The sequence below is a fragment of the Sphingobacterium paludis genome, assembly GCF_004364125.1.
Lineage (GTDB): Bacteria > Bacteroidota > Bacteroidia > Sphingobacteriales > Sphingobacteriaceae > Sphingobacterium > Sphingobacterium paludis.
The window spans coordinates 324994-343632 of sequence record NZ_SNZV01000003.1; the positions used below are offsets into that span (position 1 = coordinate 324994).

At 42.1% G+C, this 18639-nt stretch carries 13 protein-coding genes; 9 read left to right on the forward strand and 4 right to left on the reverse strand.

The annotated features are described in order from the left end of the window. Nucleotides 1-203: 203 nt before the first annotated feature. From B0I21_RS07570 to B0I21_RS07580, 3 genes are all read left to right on the forward strand, one after another. Complete coding sequence (locus tag B0I21_RS07570; protein WP_133639861.1) at nt 204-2066, forward strand: ABC-F family ATP-binding cassette domain-containing protein; 1863 nt, start codon at nt 204-206, stop codon at nt 2064-2066. Between the two features lie 92 nt (nt 2067-2158). Next, nucleotides 2159-4018: a tRNA uridine-5-carboxymethylaminomethyl(34) synthesis enzyme MnmG gene (mnmG, locus tag B0I21_RS07575; RefSeq protein ID WP_133639862.1), complete on the forward strand. Its 1860-nt coding sequence runs from the start codon at nt 2159-2161 to the stop codon at nt 4016-4018. A gap of 77 nt (nt 4019-4095) precedes the next feature. Beyond that, nucleotides 4096-5775 carry an Ig-like domain-containing protein gene (locus tag B0I21_RS07580; RefSeq protein WP_133639863.1) on the forward strand — a complete coding sequence of 560 codons (1680 nt, stop codon included), beginning with the start codon at nt 4096-4098 and terminating at the stop codon, nt 5773-5775. A 12-nt stretch (nt 5776-5787) separates the two neighbouring features. On the opposite strand, the gene B0I21_RS07585 is transcribed toward B0I21_RS07580, so the two are convergent. Together B0I21_RS07585 and nadB are read right to left on the reverse strand one after the other, a co-directional pair. Continuing rightward, entirely contained in the window at nt 5788-6303 is a 516-nt protein-coding gene (locus tag B0I21_RS07585; protein ID WP_133639864.1) for a gamma carbonic anhydrase family protein, read from the reverse strand. Nucleotide 6304: 1 nt separating this feature from the next. Then, the gene (nadB, locus tag B0I21_RS07590; RefSeq protein ID WP_133639865.1) at nt 6305-7897 is read right to left on the reverse strand and encodes an L-aspartate oxidase; all 1593 of its coding nucleotides are present in this window, start codon (nt 7895-7897) and stop codon (nt 6305-6307) included. A 495-nt stretch (nt 7898-8392) separates the two neighbouring features. Between nadB and nadA the strand changes: the two genes are divergently transcribed. From nadA to B0I21_RS07605, 3 genes are all read left to right on the forward strand, one after another. After that, a complete protein-coding gene (gene nadA / locus B0I21_RS07595) occupies nt 8393-9391 on the forward strand; it encodes a quinolinate synthase NadA (RefSeq protein WP_133639866.1) in 999 nt (332 codons plus the stop codon). A gap of 92 nt (nt 9392-9483) precedes the next feature. Beyond that, on the forward strand, nt 9484-10548 hold the full coding sequence (gene thiL / locus B0I21_RS07600; protein ID WP_133639867.1) for a thiamine-phosphate kinase: 1065 nt from the start codon (nt 9484-9486) through the stop codon (nt 10546-10548). A 147-nt stretch (nt 10549-10695) separates the two neighbouring features. Next, entirely contained in the window at nt 10696-12621 is a 1926-nt protein-coding gene (locus B0I21_RS07605) for an acetoacetate--CoA ligase (protein WP_133639868.1), read from the forward strand. A 260-nt stretch (nt 12622-12881) separates the two neighbouring features. Here B0I21_RS07605 and B0I21_RS07610 read toward each other — a convergent pair whose 3' ends face one another. Then, nucleotides 12882-14489: an acyl-CoA carboxylase subunit beta gene (locus tag B0I21_RS07610; RefSeq protein WP_133639869.1), complete on the reverse strand. Its 1608-nt coding sequence runs from the start codon at nt 14487-14489 to the stop codon at nt 12882-12884. A 124-nt stretch (nt 14490-14613) separates the two neighbouring features. Here B0I21_RS07610 and B0I21_RS07615 point away from each other — a divergent pair, with 124 nt between their 5' ends. Genes B0I21_RS07615 through B0I21_RS07625 form a run of 3 tightly spaced genes read left to right on the forward strand, consistent with a single transcriptional unit; the run spans nt 14614 to nt 17315 of the window. Then, nucleotides 14614-15762, forward strand: a complete 1149-nt coding sequence (locus B0I21_RS07615) for an acyl-CoA dehydrogenase family protein (RefSeq protein ID WP_208292286.1) — start codon at nt 14614-14616, stop codon at nt 15760-15762. Further along, a complete protein-coding gene (locus B0I21_RS07620) occupies nt 15755-16615 on the forward strand; it encodes a beta/alpha barrel domain-containing protein (protein WP_166637804.1) in 861 nt (286 codons plus the stop codon). Before B0I21_RS07615 ends, B0I21_RS07620 begins: the two co-directional genes overlap by 8 nt. After that, nucleotides 16608-17315 (forward strand): enoyl-CoA hydratase/isomerase family protein, encoded by a 708-nt coding sequence (locus tag B0I21_RS07625; protein WP_133639871.1) that lies wholly within the window; start codon nt 16608-16610, stop codon nt 17313-17315. Before B0I21_RS07620 ends, B0I21_RS07625 begins: the two co-directional genes overlap by 8 nt. A gap of 496 nt (nt 17316-17811) precedes the next feature. Here the strand turns inward: B0I21_RS07625 and B0I21_RS07630 are convergent, their stop codons facing one another. Next, nucleotides 17812-18564 (reverse strand): segregation and condensation protein A, encoded by a 753-nt coding sequence (locus tag B0I21_RS07630; RefSeq protein ID WP_133639872.1) that lies wholly within the window; start codon nt 18562-18564, stop codon nt 17812-17814. Nucleotides 18565-18639: the final 75 nt, after the last annotated feature.

Here is an 18639-nt window from a genome sequence, read left to right on the forward strand (position 1 = left end):
CGATAGCGTATACCTTTCGCGAATACCACATTTATTTGCTTACTTTTGTAATTGGAAAATAGCGTGTTGTAAGAATAGATCAAAACCAATTTTTCAAAAACTGAATGATGATCGACAAGAAATGTATCTATTATTCAATAAAAGTTGAATAATATACTATCGATCACCTATAAGACACTTGTATACAAGAAATTACACGAATAGTGAGCATTATATCCACAGAACAATTAGGCCATTCCTATCATGATAAATGGCTTTTCAAAAATCTTCACTTCGGACTTCAAAAAGGAGACCGCGTAGCGTTGGTTGGCATAAATGGTACCGGTAAATCTACCTTATTAAAAATCCTGGCTGAGATTGAATCGCCTACAGTTGGAAAAGTGGTCAAAGAGAAAGGACTTCGCGTCGGCTTCCTCAATCAGGAACCAAATTTTGATGGACTGAATACGGTCAATGATTTTATCTATAGTTCAGATAATGAGCAACAGCAATTGATCAAGGAGTATGAAGAGCTACTCGCATCAGATGATATCGACCAGGACAGGCTGGCAGATCTTACGGATAAACTTTCTGCATTAGAAGCATGGGAGTACGAATATAACATCAAGACTATCTTAAATCGTTTACAGATCTCCAATTTTGAGCAAAATATTAACGAGTTATCTGGAGGTCAGAAGAAGCGTCTTTCTTTGGCTAAGCTTTTGATAGACGAGCCTGATGTCTACATTCTGGATGAGCCAACTAACCATTTAGATATAGAAACGATTGAGTGGCTGGAAAAATTACTGACCACTGGTAATAAAACCGTGCTGTTGGTTACCCACGATAGGTATTTCCTAGACAATGTATGCAATGAAATTCGCGAGTTGGATCGGGGCGAGGTATATCTTTATAAAGGGAAATATACGTATTTTCTAGAGAAGAAAGCAGAACGCGAGACAATCGATGTGGTGATGGCCGACAAAGCTCGAAACTTGTTGAAAAAAGAGTTGGAGTGGATGCGTAGACAACCTCAGGCACGAGGCACAAAGTCAAAATCGCGCATTGAAGCGTATTACGATTTGGAAGAAAAGTCGAAAGGTCCTCGTAAAAATGATAGCGTTCAATTATCAGTCAAGGTATCTAGACAGGGTTCCAAAATTATAGAAATTGACCACCTTCACAAATCTTTCAACGGAAACAAGATTATCAACGACTTTAGTTATACCTTCAAAAAAGGAGATCGTATCGGACTAGCTGGAAAAAATGGAACAGGTAAATCAACCTTTCTTAATTTGATTACAGCAGAGCTTCCTCCAGACAGTGGGACAGTCGACATTGGCGAGACCACGGTTTTCGGCTATTATAGACAGGGCGGATTGGAATTTAAGGACAGTGATAAAGTCTTGGATGTTGTCAAGAATGTGGCGGAGTATATCAAGATGGCGAATGGAGACACGATAACGGCATCTCAGCTTTTGACACTATTTTTATTCCCGCCTGAAAAGCAATTTAATTTAATTAGCAAGCTGAGTGGGGGAGAGAAGAAGCGTTTGCAGTTGATGCGCGTTTTAATGAAAAGTCCGAATTTCTTAATATTAGATGAGCCTTCTAATGACTTGGATATTTACACCTTAAATATTCTTGAAGAGTTTTTAGATAACTACCCAGGCATATTAATCTTAGTTAGCCACGATCGTTATCTCATCGATCGGTTAAGTGAACAACTTTTCATTTTTGAAGGCGAGGGTCACATCCGGATTTACAATGGAAACTATGCCGATCATAAAGCAGAAGAAGAGGCGAAACTAAAGTCGGCTAAGGAGAAAGTGGATATCCCTACACCAGTAGCTGCTGTAGCTAAAGAAACCTCAAAAATTAAGTTATCCTATAAAGAGACCCTAGAATACGAATCGTTGGAAAAGGAAATACAGGATCTGGAGGATCTCATCGCTACGAGGGAAAGCGATATGGCTGGTCTAACGGATTATCAAGATTTGAATAAAGCGGCCGCTGAGATCGGAAATTTAAAGAAATCTTTAGATGAGAAAACAGAACGGTGGATAGAGCTGGCAGAATATATTTAAGAAAATAATAGAGTTTCACGTGAAACATACATCTGGGAAAGGTTTAATATTTAAAACACCCGATGTTCCACGTGAAATATAGGAAGAGAATCATGTTTAAGAAATATAATGTTATTGTAGTGGGTGCGGGTCATGCCGGTTGCGAAGCGGCAGCGGCGGCAGCGAATTTGGGTTCATCTGTTTTATTGATTACAATGAATATGGGTGTCATTGCGCAGATGAGCTGTAACCCGGCAATTGGTGGCGTAGCGAAAGGTCAAATTGTACGAGAGATTGATGCGATGGGTGGCTATACTGGAATCATCGCCGACAAATCTACTATACAGTTTCGTATGCTCAATCGTTCGAAAGGTCCGGCGATGTGGAGTCCGAGAGCGCAAAACGATCGAATGCGATTTGCAGAGGAGTGGCGCTTAACATTGGAATCGCTTGCCAATGTCGATATGTGGCAAGACACTGTCAAAGAAGTCATCGTAGAAAATGGGAAAGCGCAAGGGGTGATCACGTCGCTGGGTCTGCGTATCGAGGCTGATGCCGTTGTGCTCACAAACGGAACATTTTTAAATGGCGTCATTCATATCGGAGAAAAGAAAATAGGAGGGGGCCGAACCGGCGAGAAAGCAGCAACAGGTTTAACCGAACAATTGGTAAGCTTAGGTTTTGAGTCAGGCAGAATGAAAACGGGAACCCCCCCGCGTGTAGATGGTCGTTCACTAAACTACAGTTTGATGGAGGAGCAATGGGGTGACGAGAATCCTGGACGTTTCTCCTATACCGATGTGGAAATTCCTAGTGAAAAACGTTGCTGCTGGATAACCTATACAAATGACAAAGTTCATGAAGTATTGAAGACGGGGTTCGACCGTTCACCGATGTTCACTGGACGAATCAAAGGATTAGGTCCTCGTTACTGCCCATCTATAGAAGATAAGATTAACCGTTTTGCCGAACGCGATCGCCATCAAATTTTTGTCGAACCTGAAGGCTTCAAAACGGTAGAAATCTATGTGAACGGTTTCTCGACGTCTTTACCTGAAGATGTACAGCTTAAGGCTCTTCAATACATACCTGGGTTTGAAAATGCGAAAATGTATAGACCGGGGTATGCAATCGAATACGATTTTTTTCCGCCCATGCAGCTTGATTTAACGTTAGAGACGCAACGCGTAAAGCATCTATTCTTCGCTGGTCAAATCAATGGAACAACCGGATACGAAGAGGCGGCGGCGCAAGGATTCATAGCTGGGGTTAATGCGCATCAGCGAATACGTGATGAACACGAACTTATTTTAAAAAGATCGGAATCCTATATAGGGGTTTTGATCGACGATTTAGTCACTAAAGGTACGGAAGAGCCGTACCGTATGTTTACCTCTCGCGCGGAACATCGCCTGTTACTAAGACAAGACAATGCTGATATCCGCTTAACACCCATTGCGCATAAGCTTGGATTGGTTGACGATGCACGTCTCGAAAAAGTAAACAGGAAAATAAAAGAGTCGGATGATATCGTTACCTATATGCGTCAGCATAGCGCCGAGGTAGACAAGGTCAATCCTATTTTAACGGCATTAGGATCGAGTGAACTCCTGCAAAAGTCTCGACTGTTTAATATCCTCACGAGACCACAGGTGCGTATAGCCGATTTGATAGAAGCTGACGGAGGATTTGCTAATCTATTAAGCTCTTTTGATCAGGATACAATTGAACAGGCTGAAATCAAAGTTAAGTACGAGAGCTATTTCGAGAAAGAAATGGAGATCGTAAACAAGATGAAAAAAATGGAAGACAAGGAGATCAATCCGGAGTTTGATTACAAGTCGCTATCATCTCTCTCCATTGAAGCTCGGGAAAAATTATTGAAAGTGAAGCCCCGTACATTGGGACAAGCTTCACGGATATCAGGGGTATCACCATCCGATATCAGCGTATTGATGGTTCATATGAGCTAATATATTGTAAATCAACATGTTAATTATATAATTAATAAACTTTAAATTAGCGGGTTCAAGCGAGTATTTTTAAATTTATGACTCAACTATCGGAAAATAATAAAAGCGTCTCAAAAGGGCTTAAAATCGTAAATTTTCAATATCTGTCTTTAGTAGGCTTTATTATCCTACTACTATTGACATTCAATCGCTGCGCAAATGTGCAGCGACCGACAGGTGGTCCGAAAGATTCTTTACCACCAAAAATACTCAATGAGTCCCCTGCTAATTTTTCGCGAAATTTCCAAGACAAGGAAATTGTGTTAACTTTTGATGAGTATATTAAATTGAATAATCAATTTAAGGAATTCAGTATCAGTCCCGATCTTGACCAGCAGCCATTATTCAAGGTTAGAAAAAAGAACCTCGTTATCCAGCTGCCCGATTCCATGGAGGCAAACACTACCTATACCATTAATTTTGGTAAGGGCTTAGTCGATTATAATGAAAGCAATCCCATCGTAAATTATAATTATGTATTTTCAACGGGTCCAGAATTGGATTCCTTATCCATCAGTGGTTCTGTTAAAAATGGATTTACGAAATCCTTTGACATCAAGAAAGATGAGAATATCAAAGTCCTCCTTATTCCAACGCGACAAGATTCTATTTTTGGAAAGCGAAAAGCGAATATTTTCACCGGACTAGATTCGTCTGGAAATTTTAAATTTAGCAATTTACGGGAAGACACCTATCGAATATATGCACTGAAAGAGCAAAACAACGACCGGATATTCAATGGAAACGATGAATGGATCGGTTTTCTTATGGACAGTATTGTACTGAAGAAAGATACCAGTAATATACAACTTGAAATTACAAAAGCCTATCCGAAAGATTTCAGAACGTTGGAAAAAAAGATAGAGCCTACCGGGAACATCTTGCTTACGTTCAACAAACCGATCAATAATGCTCAGGTGCAAATTACGCATCCTGCCGACATCAACGAAAGCAAAATAACGCGCTATAGCTTGAACAATGATTCGGTAAGAATTTTCATTCCAAACAAAGAATTGGACTCCGTTAAGATCCTACTCAGCGCTGATCAAAATATCCGTGATACCATATTGATACGAACTAATAAAAATGCTAAGTACGACCGGGAAATAAAGCCTATTTTTAATATTACCAACAAGGTGGATAGGACGAGCCATATCAAATTAACAAGTGTCACACCGCTATCGAATGTGGACAAAGGGAAAATAGTACTCTATGAGGACTCTGTTTCCAGAAGAAATTTTCAGTTGCAACAAGACAGTGCTAACCAGAATCTATACCATATCCGCTACAATTGGAGAGCGAAGCGAAATTATGAGTTGGTTATTGAAGAGAACGCGCTACGAAGCCCTTTTGACGATGTAAACAAAGAATCCAAGAAGCAATTTACTATGGATGAATCTGATAATTATGGGAATATAACGTTTACCGTCAATGGGCTAGATAGTACCATGCAGTATATCGTGGAACTCACCAATGAGGAAAAAGAAAAGGTATTTGATAGCCGGCTCATTGATCAACGTAGCGGAAAGATAAACTACACGAAATTTCCTGGAGGAAAATATATGCTACGGGTTATTTACGATGCTAATAAGAACAATAAATGGGATCCAGCTGACGTCTACGCCCGCAAACAGGCAGAGTATATTTGGTATTTGGATAAAACATTTACCATACGCGCCAATTGGGATCAAAACGAAACGATCACCTTACCCAAATAGCGTGTATTTGGGTCAAGTTGTTTTAAACCAAGAACTGTAGCGCACATAGTTATGCGGCAATTGCTTCAGCATAGCCATTTGCTCGGCCGTTAAGGGCTTTATCTTCTTTGCGGGAACCCCCGCATACAAATAGCCGCTTTCCAGCACGGTATCTTCTAATACCACGGCACCTGCGGCGATAATGACATTAGACTCCACTAAAGCACGATCCATAACAATAGCCCCCATTCCGATGAGTACATAATCATGTACTTTACAACCGTGCACAATAGCTTGGTGGCCCACGTTCACATAGTTGCCAATGTCCGTGCCATTTCGCTCGTAAGTACAGTGGATAACGACGCCGTCTTGGATGTTCGAATAATTTCCTATGCGTATATAATTCACATCTCCGCGAACTACAGCATTAAACCAAATAGAGCAATTGTTGCCGATAACAACATCACCAACTATCGTGGCATTTTCCGCAATATAAACGTCAGCACCAATGACAGGCGCTACGCCTTTTACAGGTAAGATAACAGGCATATTATAAGATTGTATCGGTTAAAGATGTTGATTTTTGAGGATAGTCCGTGGTGTAGTGAAGACCACGGCTTTCCTTGCGAAGCATGGCTGATTTCACGATCAAATAGGCGACCTGAATAACATTGCGAAGCTCACATAATTTAACAGAGAGCTTTGTATTTTTGTAAAAATCTTCCGTTTCCTCATGTAGAAAACCGAGTCGACGCATCGCGCGATCTAGCCGGAAGTCGGATCTGACTATCCCTACGTAATCACTCATCAGTTTCTGGGTTTCGCGTAAGTTATGCGTAACGAGTATTTCCTCATTTAGCGAAGCCACTTTTGACTCGTCCCAATCCGGAATTGCCGTATCAAAGAAAAGTTCTGGTAAACGTGCAGCAGCATCTTCAAAAATACGATGGGCATAGACAACAGCCTCCAACAAGGAATTTGAGGCTAACCTATTCGCGCCATGTAGACCCGTTGATGAGCACTCGCCGCAAGCGTAGAGGTGCTGTATGGACGTCTTTCCCACTTCATCAACCAAGATCCCACCGCAAGCATAATGTGCGGCCGGGGTAACCGGAATAAGATCTTTGGTCATATCTAAGCCGATAGACAAACATTTTTCATAGATGTTAGGGAAGTGGGCTAAAATATCTGCTTTTTTACGATGGGTAATGTCCAAGTAGACAAAGTCGACACCCGACTTCTTCATTTCGTTGTCTATTGCGCGGGCTACAATATCCCGTGAGGCTAACGAGCCACGTGGATCATATTCCTCCATAAAGGATACACCATCCATTCTTCGCAAAATACCACCAAAGCCGCGGACAGCCTCTGAAATTAAAAATGCTGGCGAATCTTTTGGATTATATAGGGATGTCGGGTGGAATTGTATAAACTCCATATTTCGCACTTTACCTTTCGCACGATACACCATAGCTATACCATCACCTGTAGCTATGGTAGGATTGGTTGTACTACTATACACATGACCTGCACCACCAGAAGCCATCAGCGTAATCTTACTGAGGAATGTCTCGATCGTGTTCGTTTTTGTATTTAACGCATATATCCCAAAGCAACAAATGTCTTTCGTCGCCTTATCCACATGCACACCTTTATGGTGCTGCGTAATTAAATCCACCGCGAAGTAATGGGTTAACATTTCAATATTAGGATGGGCGTGCACCTGCTCGAGCAGGGCGCGTTCGATTTCGTAACCGGTGATATCCTTATAATGTAAGATACGATGTTTCGAGTGACCGCCTTCACGAGCCAGGTCATAGTGTTCCTCATCGACCTTATCGAAGTTTGTACCGTAGTCGATAAGCTCTTTGATACGGGCCGGAGCTTCTTTCACCACGTTTTCCACAACTTTTGGATTGCACAAACCATCCCCAGCGACCTCAGTATCAGCAATATGCTTCGCGAAGCTATCAGACTTATCCACAACTGCAGCGACACCGCCCTGTGCATACTTAGTGTTAGACTCATCTTCGTTAGACTTCGTCAAAATCAACACTTTACCCAATTGTGCTGCCTTCAACGCAAAGCTTAAACCAGCTATCCCGGAGCCAATAATTAAAAAATCCACCTTTCTATGTGCCATAACCTGTTATTAACTGTGGGCTGTATCTGAATTAGAAGAAACAAATTAACAAAATATGTGGAAAACCTGTATAAAAACGGTGCAGTAAAATTGAAAACTTTAAAACTTTCCACAGCGAGCCCCATATTCCCACAAATCTAATCGGAGAATTAAGGAAAAGTGAAGCAGATATTAACAAATTGTGAACACGAAAGAATCAACACAAAAATATGGAAAGTAAAAAACGGAAAAGATCAGTGATTTGAAAATCAGGGTTTAAGCCATCTCCTCATGTTGATAAATTGTGGATAACTGCCGAAAACTCACATTTCAAAAATAAAAATAGCGCACTTATCCCCATTTTCCACAGACTAATAAACAACAAGATTCTTTCTTTAAAAAAAGATTATAAATTATTGGAAAAAGGGAATGTGGATTTCGTTTCATTTTCTTTGTTTACTTTTGTCAAGTCGCTTAGTCAAACCAAGTGAACAACACTGAAGAGAAGAAAAGATAATGAATACAACCTTTGAAAAAGATTTAGAGGCAAAGGGTTATATTGATGAGCCTGTAGACCCTACACTTGATATTGTCGCTGAAATCCAGCGACTTAAGAAAGAAAAGAATGCGGTCATCTTGGCTCATTACTATCAAGATGCTGAAATTCAGGATCTTGCAGATTACATCGGAGACAGTCTAGGGTTATCGCAGCAAGCGGCTAAAACCGATGCTGATATGATCGTATTTGCAGGTGTCCATTTTATGGCCGAGACAGCAAAAATTCTGTCGCCATCCAAAAAAGTGTTACTCCCTGACCTTAAGGCGGGTTGCTCCCTTTCTGACAGCTGTCCGCCCCATTTATTCGCTAAGTTCAAAGAGCAGTACCCTGATCATTTGGTTATCACCTACGTGAATTGTACAGCAGAGTTGAAAGCGCTTTCCGATATCGTTTGTACATCAAGTAATGCGGTAGAGATTGTACAAAGTTTGCCGGCCGATCAAAAAATTATTTTTGGTCCAGACAAGAACTTAGGCGATTATGTTAAAAAGAAAACCGGTCGAGATCTTGTTCTTTGGAATGGTGCGTGTATGGTGCATGAGATTTTTTCGCAGGACAAGATAAACGATTTGCGGAATCAATTTCCTGATGCAAAGTTTATCGCTCATCCGGAATGTGAAGATCATATCCTCGCGCAGGCTGATTATGTGGGCTCCACCTCTGGCATGTTGAAGTATACCATTGAAAATAGTGCGCAACAGTTCATTGTGGCTACTGAATCTGGTATCTTGCATCAAATGCAGAAAGCTAGTCCGATGAAAACGTTCATTCCTGCACCTCCAAATAACGTTTGTGCATGTAACGATTGCCCGCACATGAAGTTAAATACCTTAGAAAAATTATACAATTGTCTACATTACGAACTTCCGGAAGTAGATTTACCGGCACAGGTTATCGAGCGTGCGAGAAAACCTATCGAACGTATGCTGGAAATTTCTGAACGATTTGGCTTGTAAAATGAGTTAGAATGAGCAGTTGTATTTTTCAATTTTAACTTCATAGTTTTTACTTTTAACTTTTCAATTTTGACTTTTTAATTTACAACCCCATGTTTGATAACCAGCAAAGAACAGATATTAATGAGTTGGGTGAGTTTGGGCTTATTGACTACCTTACGAAAGCCGTCGAGATAAAAGAAGCCTCTACCACAAAAGGTATTGGCGATGATGCGGCCGTGTTGGATTTCCGTGATAAGAAAACCCTTATTTCCACAGACTTATTACTGGAAGGAATACACTTTGACTTACGCTATGTGCCTTTGAAACACCTTGGATACAAGGCTGTTCAGGTTAATTTGAGTGATATTTATGCCATGAATGGCGTAGCCTCTCAAATTACGTTTTCCATAGGTTTATCTTCCAAATTTCCACTCGAAGCTGTGGAAGAAATCTATCAAGGTGTACTCATAGCTTGTGAAAAATTTAATGTCGATTTGGTGGGTGGCGACACTTCCGCATCAGCGCAAGGCTTGGTGATTTCGGTTACCAGTATTGGTTATGCCGATGCCGAAAAAGTGGTATATCGTTCGGGTGCAAAAGAGGGAGACCTGCTTTGCGTGAGCGGCGACCTTGGTGGTGCTTACGTGGGCTTGCAACTGCTCGAACGGGAGAAGAATATATTCATGGAAAACCCGAATATTCAACCTGATTTGGAAGGCAAGGATTATATTGTTGAGCGGCAGCTAAAACCCGAATCCCGTAAAGATATTGTGGAATTATTTGAGACCTACGGCATACAGCCACATGCGATGATCGATGTATCCGACGGTTTAGCGTCTGAAATTCTCCATATATGTAAAGCTTCCCAGGTGGGATGCAGACTGTATGAAGATAAGATTCCGATTGATCCGATGACTTATGACACCGCTCGGGAATTTGGTTTGGATCCGACGGTTTGCGCATTAAGCGGTGGGGAAGATTATGAGCTTTTGTTTACTGTTCCCCAAGATCAATACGATAAAGTAAAAAATCAACTGGATATTTCTATTATCGGATATATAACAGAAGAGGCAGCAGGTTGTGCTATGATCTCCAAGTCTGGTCATCTTCATCCAATACAGGCTCAGGGCTGGAATGCGTTTCAGCGAACCTCCAGCGACGAAAATACAGACTAGTTTTATAGCATTATAAAATGTACCATAAAAAAGCGAGCTACATGTATATAGGTAGCTCGCTTTTTTATGGTACAAACCCTTGCGGATAGCACCAACTGCTTTTCTATATTTTTTTGTAATTTGCTGCATTAAACCATAGTAAACGATATGAGAAATCCGCTCTGGCTACCCGATGAATCTTATACAAAGAAATCCTTATTGTTTGATTACCAACAGTATCTAGAAAATAGGCTAGACTATAGCTTCGAAACATATGAAGCGTTGTATACCTGGTCTGTGGAAAACCTAGAAGCCTTTTGGGAAAGTATACTGCATTACTTTTCGATTCAATACAGCGGAGCATATAGCAGCATTCTTTCATGGGATCCATCGGCCGATGATTTTATAGCGGCACGGTGGTTTGATGGTATTCGTTTAAGTTACGCCGAGCATATTTTTGCTGGTAGAAAAGCGGGAGACATTGCTATTTATTACAAGGATGAAAGAAATAAGTACAGTGCAGTAAGTTGGCTAAACTTGGAAAGACAAGTCTCCGCTATCCAACAATTTCTGCGCAGCAGGGGTGTGCAAGCTGGTGACCGCGTTGTTGGTGTTTTAAATAATACAGCAGAAACTATCGCTATATTTTTAGCGGTTAATTCGCTTGGTGCAATATGGTCCTGTTGTTCGCCAGATTTCGGTGATAAGAGCATTGTCGAACGATTCTCCCTTATTGAACCCAAGCTCCTTTTTATGGAGGTGACTTACCAATATAATGGAAGAGTGTTTGAAAAACAGGGTACGTTAGATACCATTCGTGAGCATGTTTCGAGTCTGACGGATTGTATTAGTCTACATAGCGAGGAATGGAAACATATTTTTGAAAATTTTTCAGCGTTGTCTTTAGTGTTCGAGCGTGTTCCCTTCGATCATCCAATTTGGATTTTGTACTCATCGGGTACCACGGGCAAACCTAAAGCTATTGTGCACAGCACGGGTGGAAATCTGCTGGAGCATCTGAAGGCGTTGGCACTTCATCAAAATGTTCAGGCTGGCGAGAACTTTTTATGGTATACGACGACCGGTTGGATGATGTGGAACTATGCTTTGTCCAGCTTGCTCTGTGGAGCAAGGCTATGTCTATATAATGGTGCGCTGCACTATAATCATCACCAAGACTTCTGGCAATACCTTCGCGAGGTAGGTGTAGACCACCTTGGCGCTGGTGCAGCTTATTATGCCGCTATCCATCCGTTAGCAGTAGAAAATTATCAGCCCAAGGTTATCGGATCCACAGGATCACCACTTCCTGTTGCAACTTTTGAAAACTTGCAGCAGAAATTTCCGGAAGCGCATATTGTATCGTTGAGTGGTGGAACGGATGTATGTAGCGCCTTTTTATCAGGTTGCTCGCTGTTGCCCGTATATGCCGGTACGATACAATGCCGTACCCTGGGATCTGCTATTGTGGCTGTCAATGAGGCTGGACAAGAGGTGTATAATGAGGTGGGCGAGCTGATTATATATAAGCCCATGCCCTCTATGCCAGTTTACTTTTGGAATGATCCGCAGCACAGCAAATATAGGGAGAGCTATTTCTGTCAGCGCCCGGGCAAATGGAGCCATGGCGACTGGATAACAATAGCCGATAATGGCACAGTCACCATGCACGGTAGATCGGATGCAACGCTTAATAGGGGCGGGGTACGGATAGGAACTGCGGAGATTTATAATGCTGTACAGACTATTGAAGGCGTAATAGATAGCTTGGTGATATCCATTGAGGACGAGCGTCAGCCGGCACAAATGATCTTGTTTTTGCAATTGCCTGACGACCAACATCTGGACCATGTTGTTCCGCTGTTGAAGGAAGCACTGCGCGAGCAATACTCCGCGCGGCATGTTCCCGATCTTTTCTTTACGGTTCCCGAAATCCCGTATACGTTAAGTGGTAAAAAGCTCGAAATTCCGGTAAAGAAGATCATTTCAGGCAAGCCTGCAGCGAAGGCAGTCTCTAAGGATATTATGCGAAATCCGGATAGCTTGGCATCGTTTGAACATATTTATCGTGAATGGATTAATGGCTTTCAATAAATATCCTTCCCTATGTTGTCGGCGTTCGACTCCATTGTAGTCGGCGATCTTCAGCATTACTTATTTTTGTTTGTGCTTTATAAAGCAATACACAAACACTTCTTCACATTATGCAACACGCAAGATTCCCGCGCCCTCGTACCTCCATCTCGCAATGGCGAAAACGATTAACCAACCAGCTTATCTCCATACTAAGTACTAAGATCTACATACTAAATAACATATCTCACTACGCATTACGCACCACACACTACCTTCTACTAGGTCTGAATCACCCCCACATTGTAGCGGTCTACTGTTGCATTATGGTTAGCTGCTTCAATACCTAAACTGATAATGTTTCTCGTTTCACGTGGATCGATTACCCCATCCACCCATAGCCGAGCAGCCGCATAGTAAGGGCTAAGCTGTTCATTATATTGCTCCTGTATATCCGAAAGTATTTTGTTTTTCTCGTTCTCATCAAGGGTTACGCCCTGACCCTTCCATGTCGCTTCCTGAATCTGCAATAATGTTTTACCGGCAGATGCTCCACTCATGACCGCCATTTGTGCTGTTGGCCAAGCATAAATTAACCGCGGATCGTAGGCCTTTCCGCACATAGCATAATTACCAGCTCCATAGCTATTGCCGACAATAAATGTAAATTTGGGAACGACAGAATTTGCCATGGCATTAACCATCTTCGCACCATCTTTGATAATTCCACCCTGTTCCGATCGCGAACCGACCATAAATCCAGTAACGTCTTGTAGGAAAACCAACGGGATACGTTGTTGATTGCAATTCATAATAAAGCGTGCGGCCTTGTCTGCAGAGTCGGAGTATATCACACCCCCCATTTGCATTTCATTCGTATTGCCCGGCTTTTTTGCTTTGACAATTTCGCGCTGATTGGCCACGATGCCAACCGCCCATCCATCAACACGGGCTAGTGTACAAATGATGGTTTTGCCGTAGTCAGTTTTGTATTCTTCCAACGAGCCAGCATCAACAATAGCTTTTATAATCTCCCGCATATCATAGGATTTTAAACGGTCTTGCGGTAGGTAGGAGCAGATAAAATCTGGCTCGTAAGCTGGCGCTCCGGCAGCTATACGCGAGAAATTTGCTTTTGGCTGCTCGCCAAACTTATCAACAATGTTTCGGATAGCAGCGAGACAATGCTCGTCGTCCGGAAATTTGTTATCCGTCACACCGGAAATTTCACAATGCGTTGTTGCACCACCCAAGGTTTCATTATCGATCACCTCACCTATGGATGATTTGACCAAGTAGGAACCTGCCAGGAATACCGATCCGGTACCTTCCACGATAAGTGCATAGTCCGACATAATAGGCAAATAAGCTCCACCCGCTACACAAGACCCCATGATAGCGGAGATCTGTGGAATCCCCATAGAAGACAGTTTTGCATTATTTCGAAAAACCCTACCAAAATGTTCTTTGTCAGGAAATATCTCATCTTGCATAGGTAGATACACACCGGCGGAATCAACGAGATAGATAATCGGTAGTCTATTTTCCATGGCTATCTCCTGCGCTCGCAAGTTCTTCTTCGCTGTAGTCGGAAACCAGGCACCGGCTTTGACGGTAGCGTCATTGGATACAATAACGCAGAGACGTCCGGAGACATAACCCATCACAGCCGCCACACCCGCATTGGGGCAGCCACCATGATCTGTATATAAATCGTCGCCAGCAAATTTCCCGATTTCGACATATGCTTTATCCGGATCAAGCAAGGTAAAAATCCGTTCCCAAGCCGTTAGCTTTCCTTTTTCTTTATGCTTCGTTATTTTATCGGCACCGCCGCCTAAATGAAGTTTTTCACTCTTACGCTTTAAAAGTTGCAATAATTCTAGCATACTCCGATTTATTTTAAAAACTTATCAATTTATAAAGGGTTAATCGTAATTAAATTACTGGAATTTTAAAATATGAAAATAATTTTATAAATTTCGTAAATCCAATATAAACATACAAAATATTATGTTACGTATCTACGAAAATGAACAATTAACGATGGTGCGGGAAAGTGCCAGACAATTTGCACGCGAATTTATCAAGCCGTATGTAATGGATTGGGATGAGCGTCAATTCTTTCCTGTAGATCTTTTCAAGAAACTGGGTGAATATGGCTTTATGGGGGTACTGGTACCCGAGCATTATCACGGCGCCGGTCTAGGCTATCAAGAATACATCACCATTTTAGACGAGATATCGCAAGTATGTGGCTCCATTGGGCTCTCGGTAGCTGCGCATAATTCATTATGTACAAACCATATTCTTTCGTTCGCCAATGAAGAGCAAAAGCAAAAGTATTTGCCCAAACTGGCCACAGCAGAATGGATTGGAGCGTGGGGGCTCACCGAAACCGGCTCTGGATCGGATGCCGGAGGACTGTCTACCACTGGAGTGAAGGATGGTGATTACTATGTTATTAACGGTTCAAAGACATTTATCACGCATGCTATCAGTGGTGACGTGGCGGTGGTTATGGTTCGCACCGGCGCTAAAGGTGATAAAAAAGGAGTGACGGCATTTATTATTGAAAAAGGTACGCCCGGTTTTTCTGCTGGCAAGAAGCTCGATAAACTCGGTATGCGGGCCTCAGAGACCGCGAGCCTTTTTTTCGACAATTGCCGCGTACACAAAGATCAAGTTATTGGTGAAGAGGGGGAAGGTTTTGTGCAGGCGCTAAAATTGTTGGATGGCGGTCGCATTTCCATTGCGGGCCTTTCACTGGGCATAGCGCGTGGTGCATATCTATCGGCATTGCGTTATGCGAATGAACGCGAGCAGTTTAATCAAAAGATATATGATTTTCAGGCGGTCGGCTTTAGCATAGCCGATCTGGCTACCAAGATAGAAGCATCGGAACTGTTGATTAGGCAGGCAGGCCAATTAAAGGACGAGGGAAAGAAAGTAACGAAAGAAAGTGCCATGGCGAAACTCTATGCTTCGGAAGTGGCTGTAGAAGTGTCGAATGAGAGCGTGCAGATTCACGGTGGTTACGGATTTACAAAAGACTATCCCGCAGAGAAGTACTTTAGGGATGCGAAGCTGTGTACTATTGGCGAAGGTACCAGCGCTATACAAAAGATGGTTATATCCAGGGAGATTAAACGCGATGTCTAAGCAAACCAATGCCATAGCGATAGTCGATTGTCCGCGCGATGCTATTCAAGGCATACCTTCGTTTATACCGACGGATAAAAAAATAAGCTATCTTAACGGTTTGCTGCAAAGCGGCTGGTTTGATTTCCTTGATTTCGGAAGCTTCGTATCGCCAACGGCGGTACCGCAATTAGCGGATACCCTAGCGGTATGGGACGGGCTTGACAAAACGACGAAGACCAAATTTATCGCCATTATCGCCAATGAAAAAGGCGCGGAAATAGGCAGTAGTCTTGAGGGCCTAGATTATCTAGGGTATCCGTTTTCGGTATCCGATACGTTTCAACAGCGCAATACAAATCGCTCTACCGCCGCTGCTTTTGAATCCGTCTTATCCAGTAAGGATATTTTGATGCAAAAGAATGGTCCGGAATTGATGATCTATATATCGATGGCTTTTGGCAATCCTTACGGGGATCTTTGGCATCCGGAAATCGTGCTCGATTGGATGGAGAAGCTTATAGGAATAGGCATTCGTAAATTTTCCATTGCCGATACAACATCGCAGGCTTCAGCAGGCGATGTGAAGCGCTTGTTACTACAGATTGGCGAGTCGTTTCCGGATATAGCGCTCAGTATACATTTGCACAGCCGCTCGGAAACTGCGCTCGCTAAGGTAAATGCTGCTTTTGATGCCGGATGTCGTACCTTTGAAGGCGCCATAATGGGCTACGGAGGATGTCCCTTTGCACAGGATGATTTGGTAGGCAATATTCCCTCGGAATTGTTATTGAAGCGCTTTTCAGCTATACATGATACTCAAGTAATCAGGATGATGGAGAATTTTCAACGATTAATCGCACGTGATGTATAATTTTATAAAGGCGGAGAAAAAAGATCATATCGGTGTGCTAACCTTAGCGCGTTCCGCCAAGCGAAATGCATTCACGCCGGGTATGATTAATGAAATTGCGCATGCGCTAAACCAATTCAATGCGGATAAGGACATTCGGGTATTACTGTTACAAGCGGAAGGGCCTGTATTTTCTGCCGGCATGGATTTGAAAACGTTTAGGGATCCTTCATTAGACACGCCTAATCCAAGCATAATACATACAGATGTATCGCTGGGTGAGGTCATGGATAGCTTTAAGAAGCCTATCGTTGCTAAGGTGGAAGGCGATGTGATAGCCGGCGCGTTCCTTTTTGTATTGGGATGTACGTATGTGTATGCTTCGCCGCAGGTTCGGTTTCGCTTGCCCGAACTTGAATTAGGCATATTTCCATTTCAGGTGATGGCCGGTCTATTGCGCGTGATGCCCGAAAAAAAAGTGTTGCAATTATGCCTGAATACGGAATATTTCAATGTGGAAGAAGCTATACGCTATGGTATCGTCGATGGGATTTTAGAAACAGACCAGTTGAGCGATTTACTAAACTCCTTTAGCGATAAACAAGAGGCGGCACTCAAAGCGGGTATTGATGCGTTGAAGCAGCTTTCTACGGTCAAACGGGAAGAGCAATTTGCGTTTTTGAAAGATCAATTGGAGCGCCTGCGGGATGGAAAAGCTTAGGGAGTAGTGGGTAACAAGTATTGCGTAGTGAGATATGTTACTGAGTACTTAGATTTTAGTATGTAGATAAGGGTAGTGGGTAATGCGTAGTGAGGTATGTTATTTAGTATGTAGACCTTAGTACTTAGTATGGAGATAAGCTGGTTGATTAATCGTTTTCGCCATTGCGAGCCGGAGGTACGACGGCGCGGCAATCTTGCGTGATGGGTAGTGAGATTATAGATGTTAGTACTTAGTATGTAGATGAGCGTAGTGCGTAATTAGTATTGCGTAGTGAGATAAAGTTTGATAAGAGTTGTCCTAAAAATTTGATGACTTTTTAATTCATACTTTTAATTGCACTTACCATTATTAAACGAAATGTCGCATCGAAAGCTTTGCAATATGTAGAACATTGCCCATGTACTATCCCTTCCTGCAAAGGTTTCAAGCGACGGAGTTTTGAGTACTTTTGCTCTCCAAAAGTACTGCCTTGCCGCGGCGAGCGGCGCATAATTTAATTCAGATCAACTCTCTTCTCTATCCAAAAATTGTTATAGCCCATACCTATTTGAATTTCCAAAAGACGTTGTTGTAGCATTTCCAATACGGCTAAAAAATTGTACACGAATTGCACCTTGTTTTCGGAATGACTACGCATTTGCTGGAAGTCGAGTTTATTGTTTATTTCTATAAGTTCGGCGATAGCTTTCTTTTGTTGTTCGATGGTGTAGGGATATTTTACAACGGTATGTGTTACCTCTTGGATACGGTGCTTATAGGTAAACATCAATTTCTCATAGACCATCATTAACTTATACAGATCGAAAGAGTCCAGTTGCTCGTCGGTATTGTCTTTTTTACGTGCTAGTTTATTGTCTGATAAGATGTTGCCTCGGCTATGCACCTTGCTTCGCTGTTCTTCCAATACCCGTAAATCAACACAAATTTCTTTAAACTGCTTATAGAGGATAAGTTTTTGGGTAAGTTCCTTTTTCAGGTCAATTTCGTTTTCAGCCTCATCAAGGTCAGGACGGGGTAAGAGCATTTTGGCTTTGATGCGCATCAACGTCGATGCCACGAAGATAAACTCACTAGCCAACTCGATATTAAGTGATTGCATTTTCTGTATGAAGTCCAAAAAATCATCTGTGATCTTCGATATTGGAATATCATGGATATTCAATTCATCTCGTTCTATAAAAAATAGAAGAAGATCAAATGGACCTTCAAACTGCTCTAGCTTTATTTCGTAACCCTCTGTTTGCATAGTTGGTTCAAAAATAAGCAATTGATAGGGAATTTTGAACGATATTTTCCCAAAACCGCCAGGGCTAATAAACTT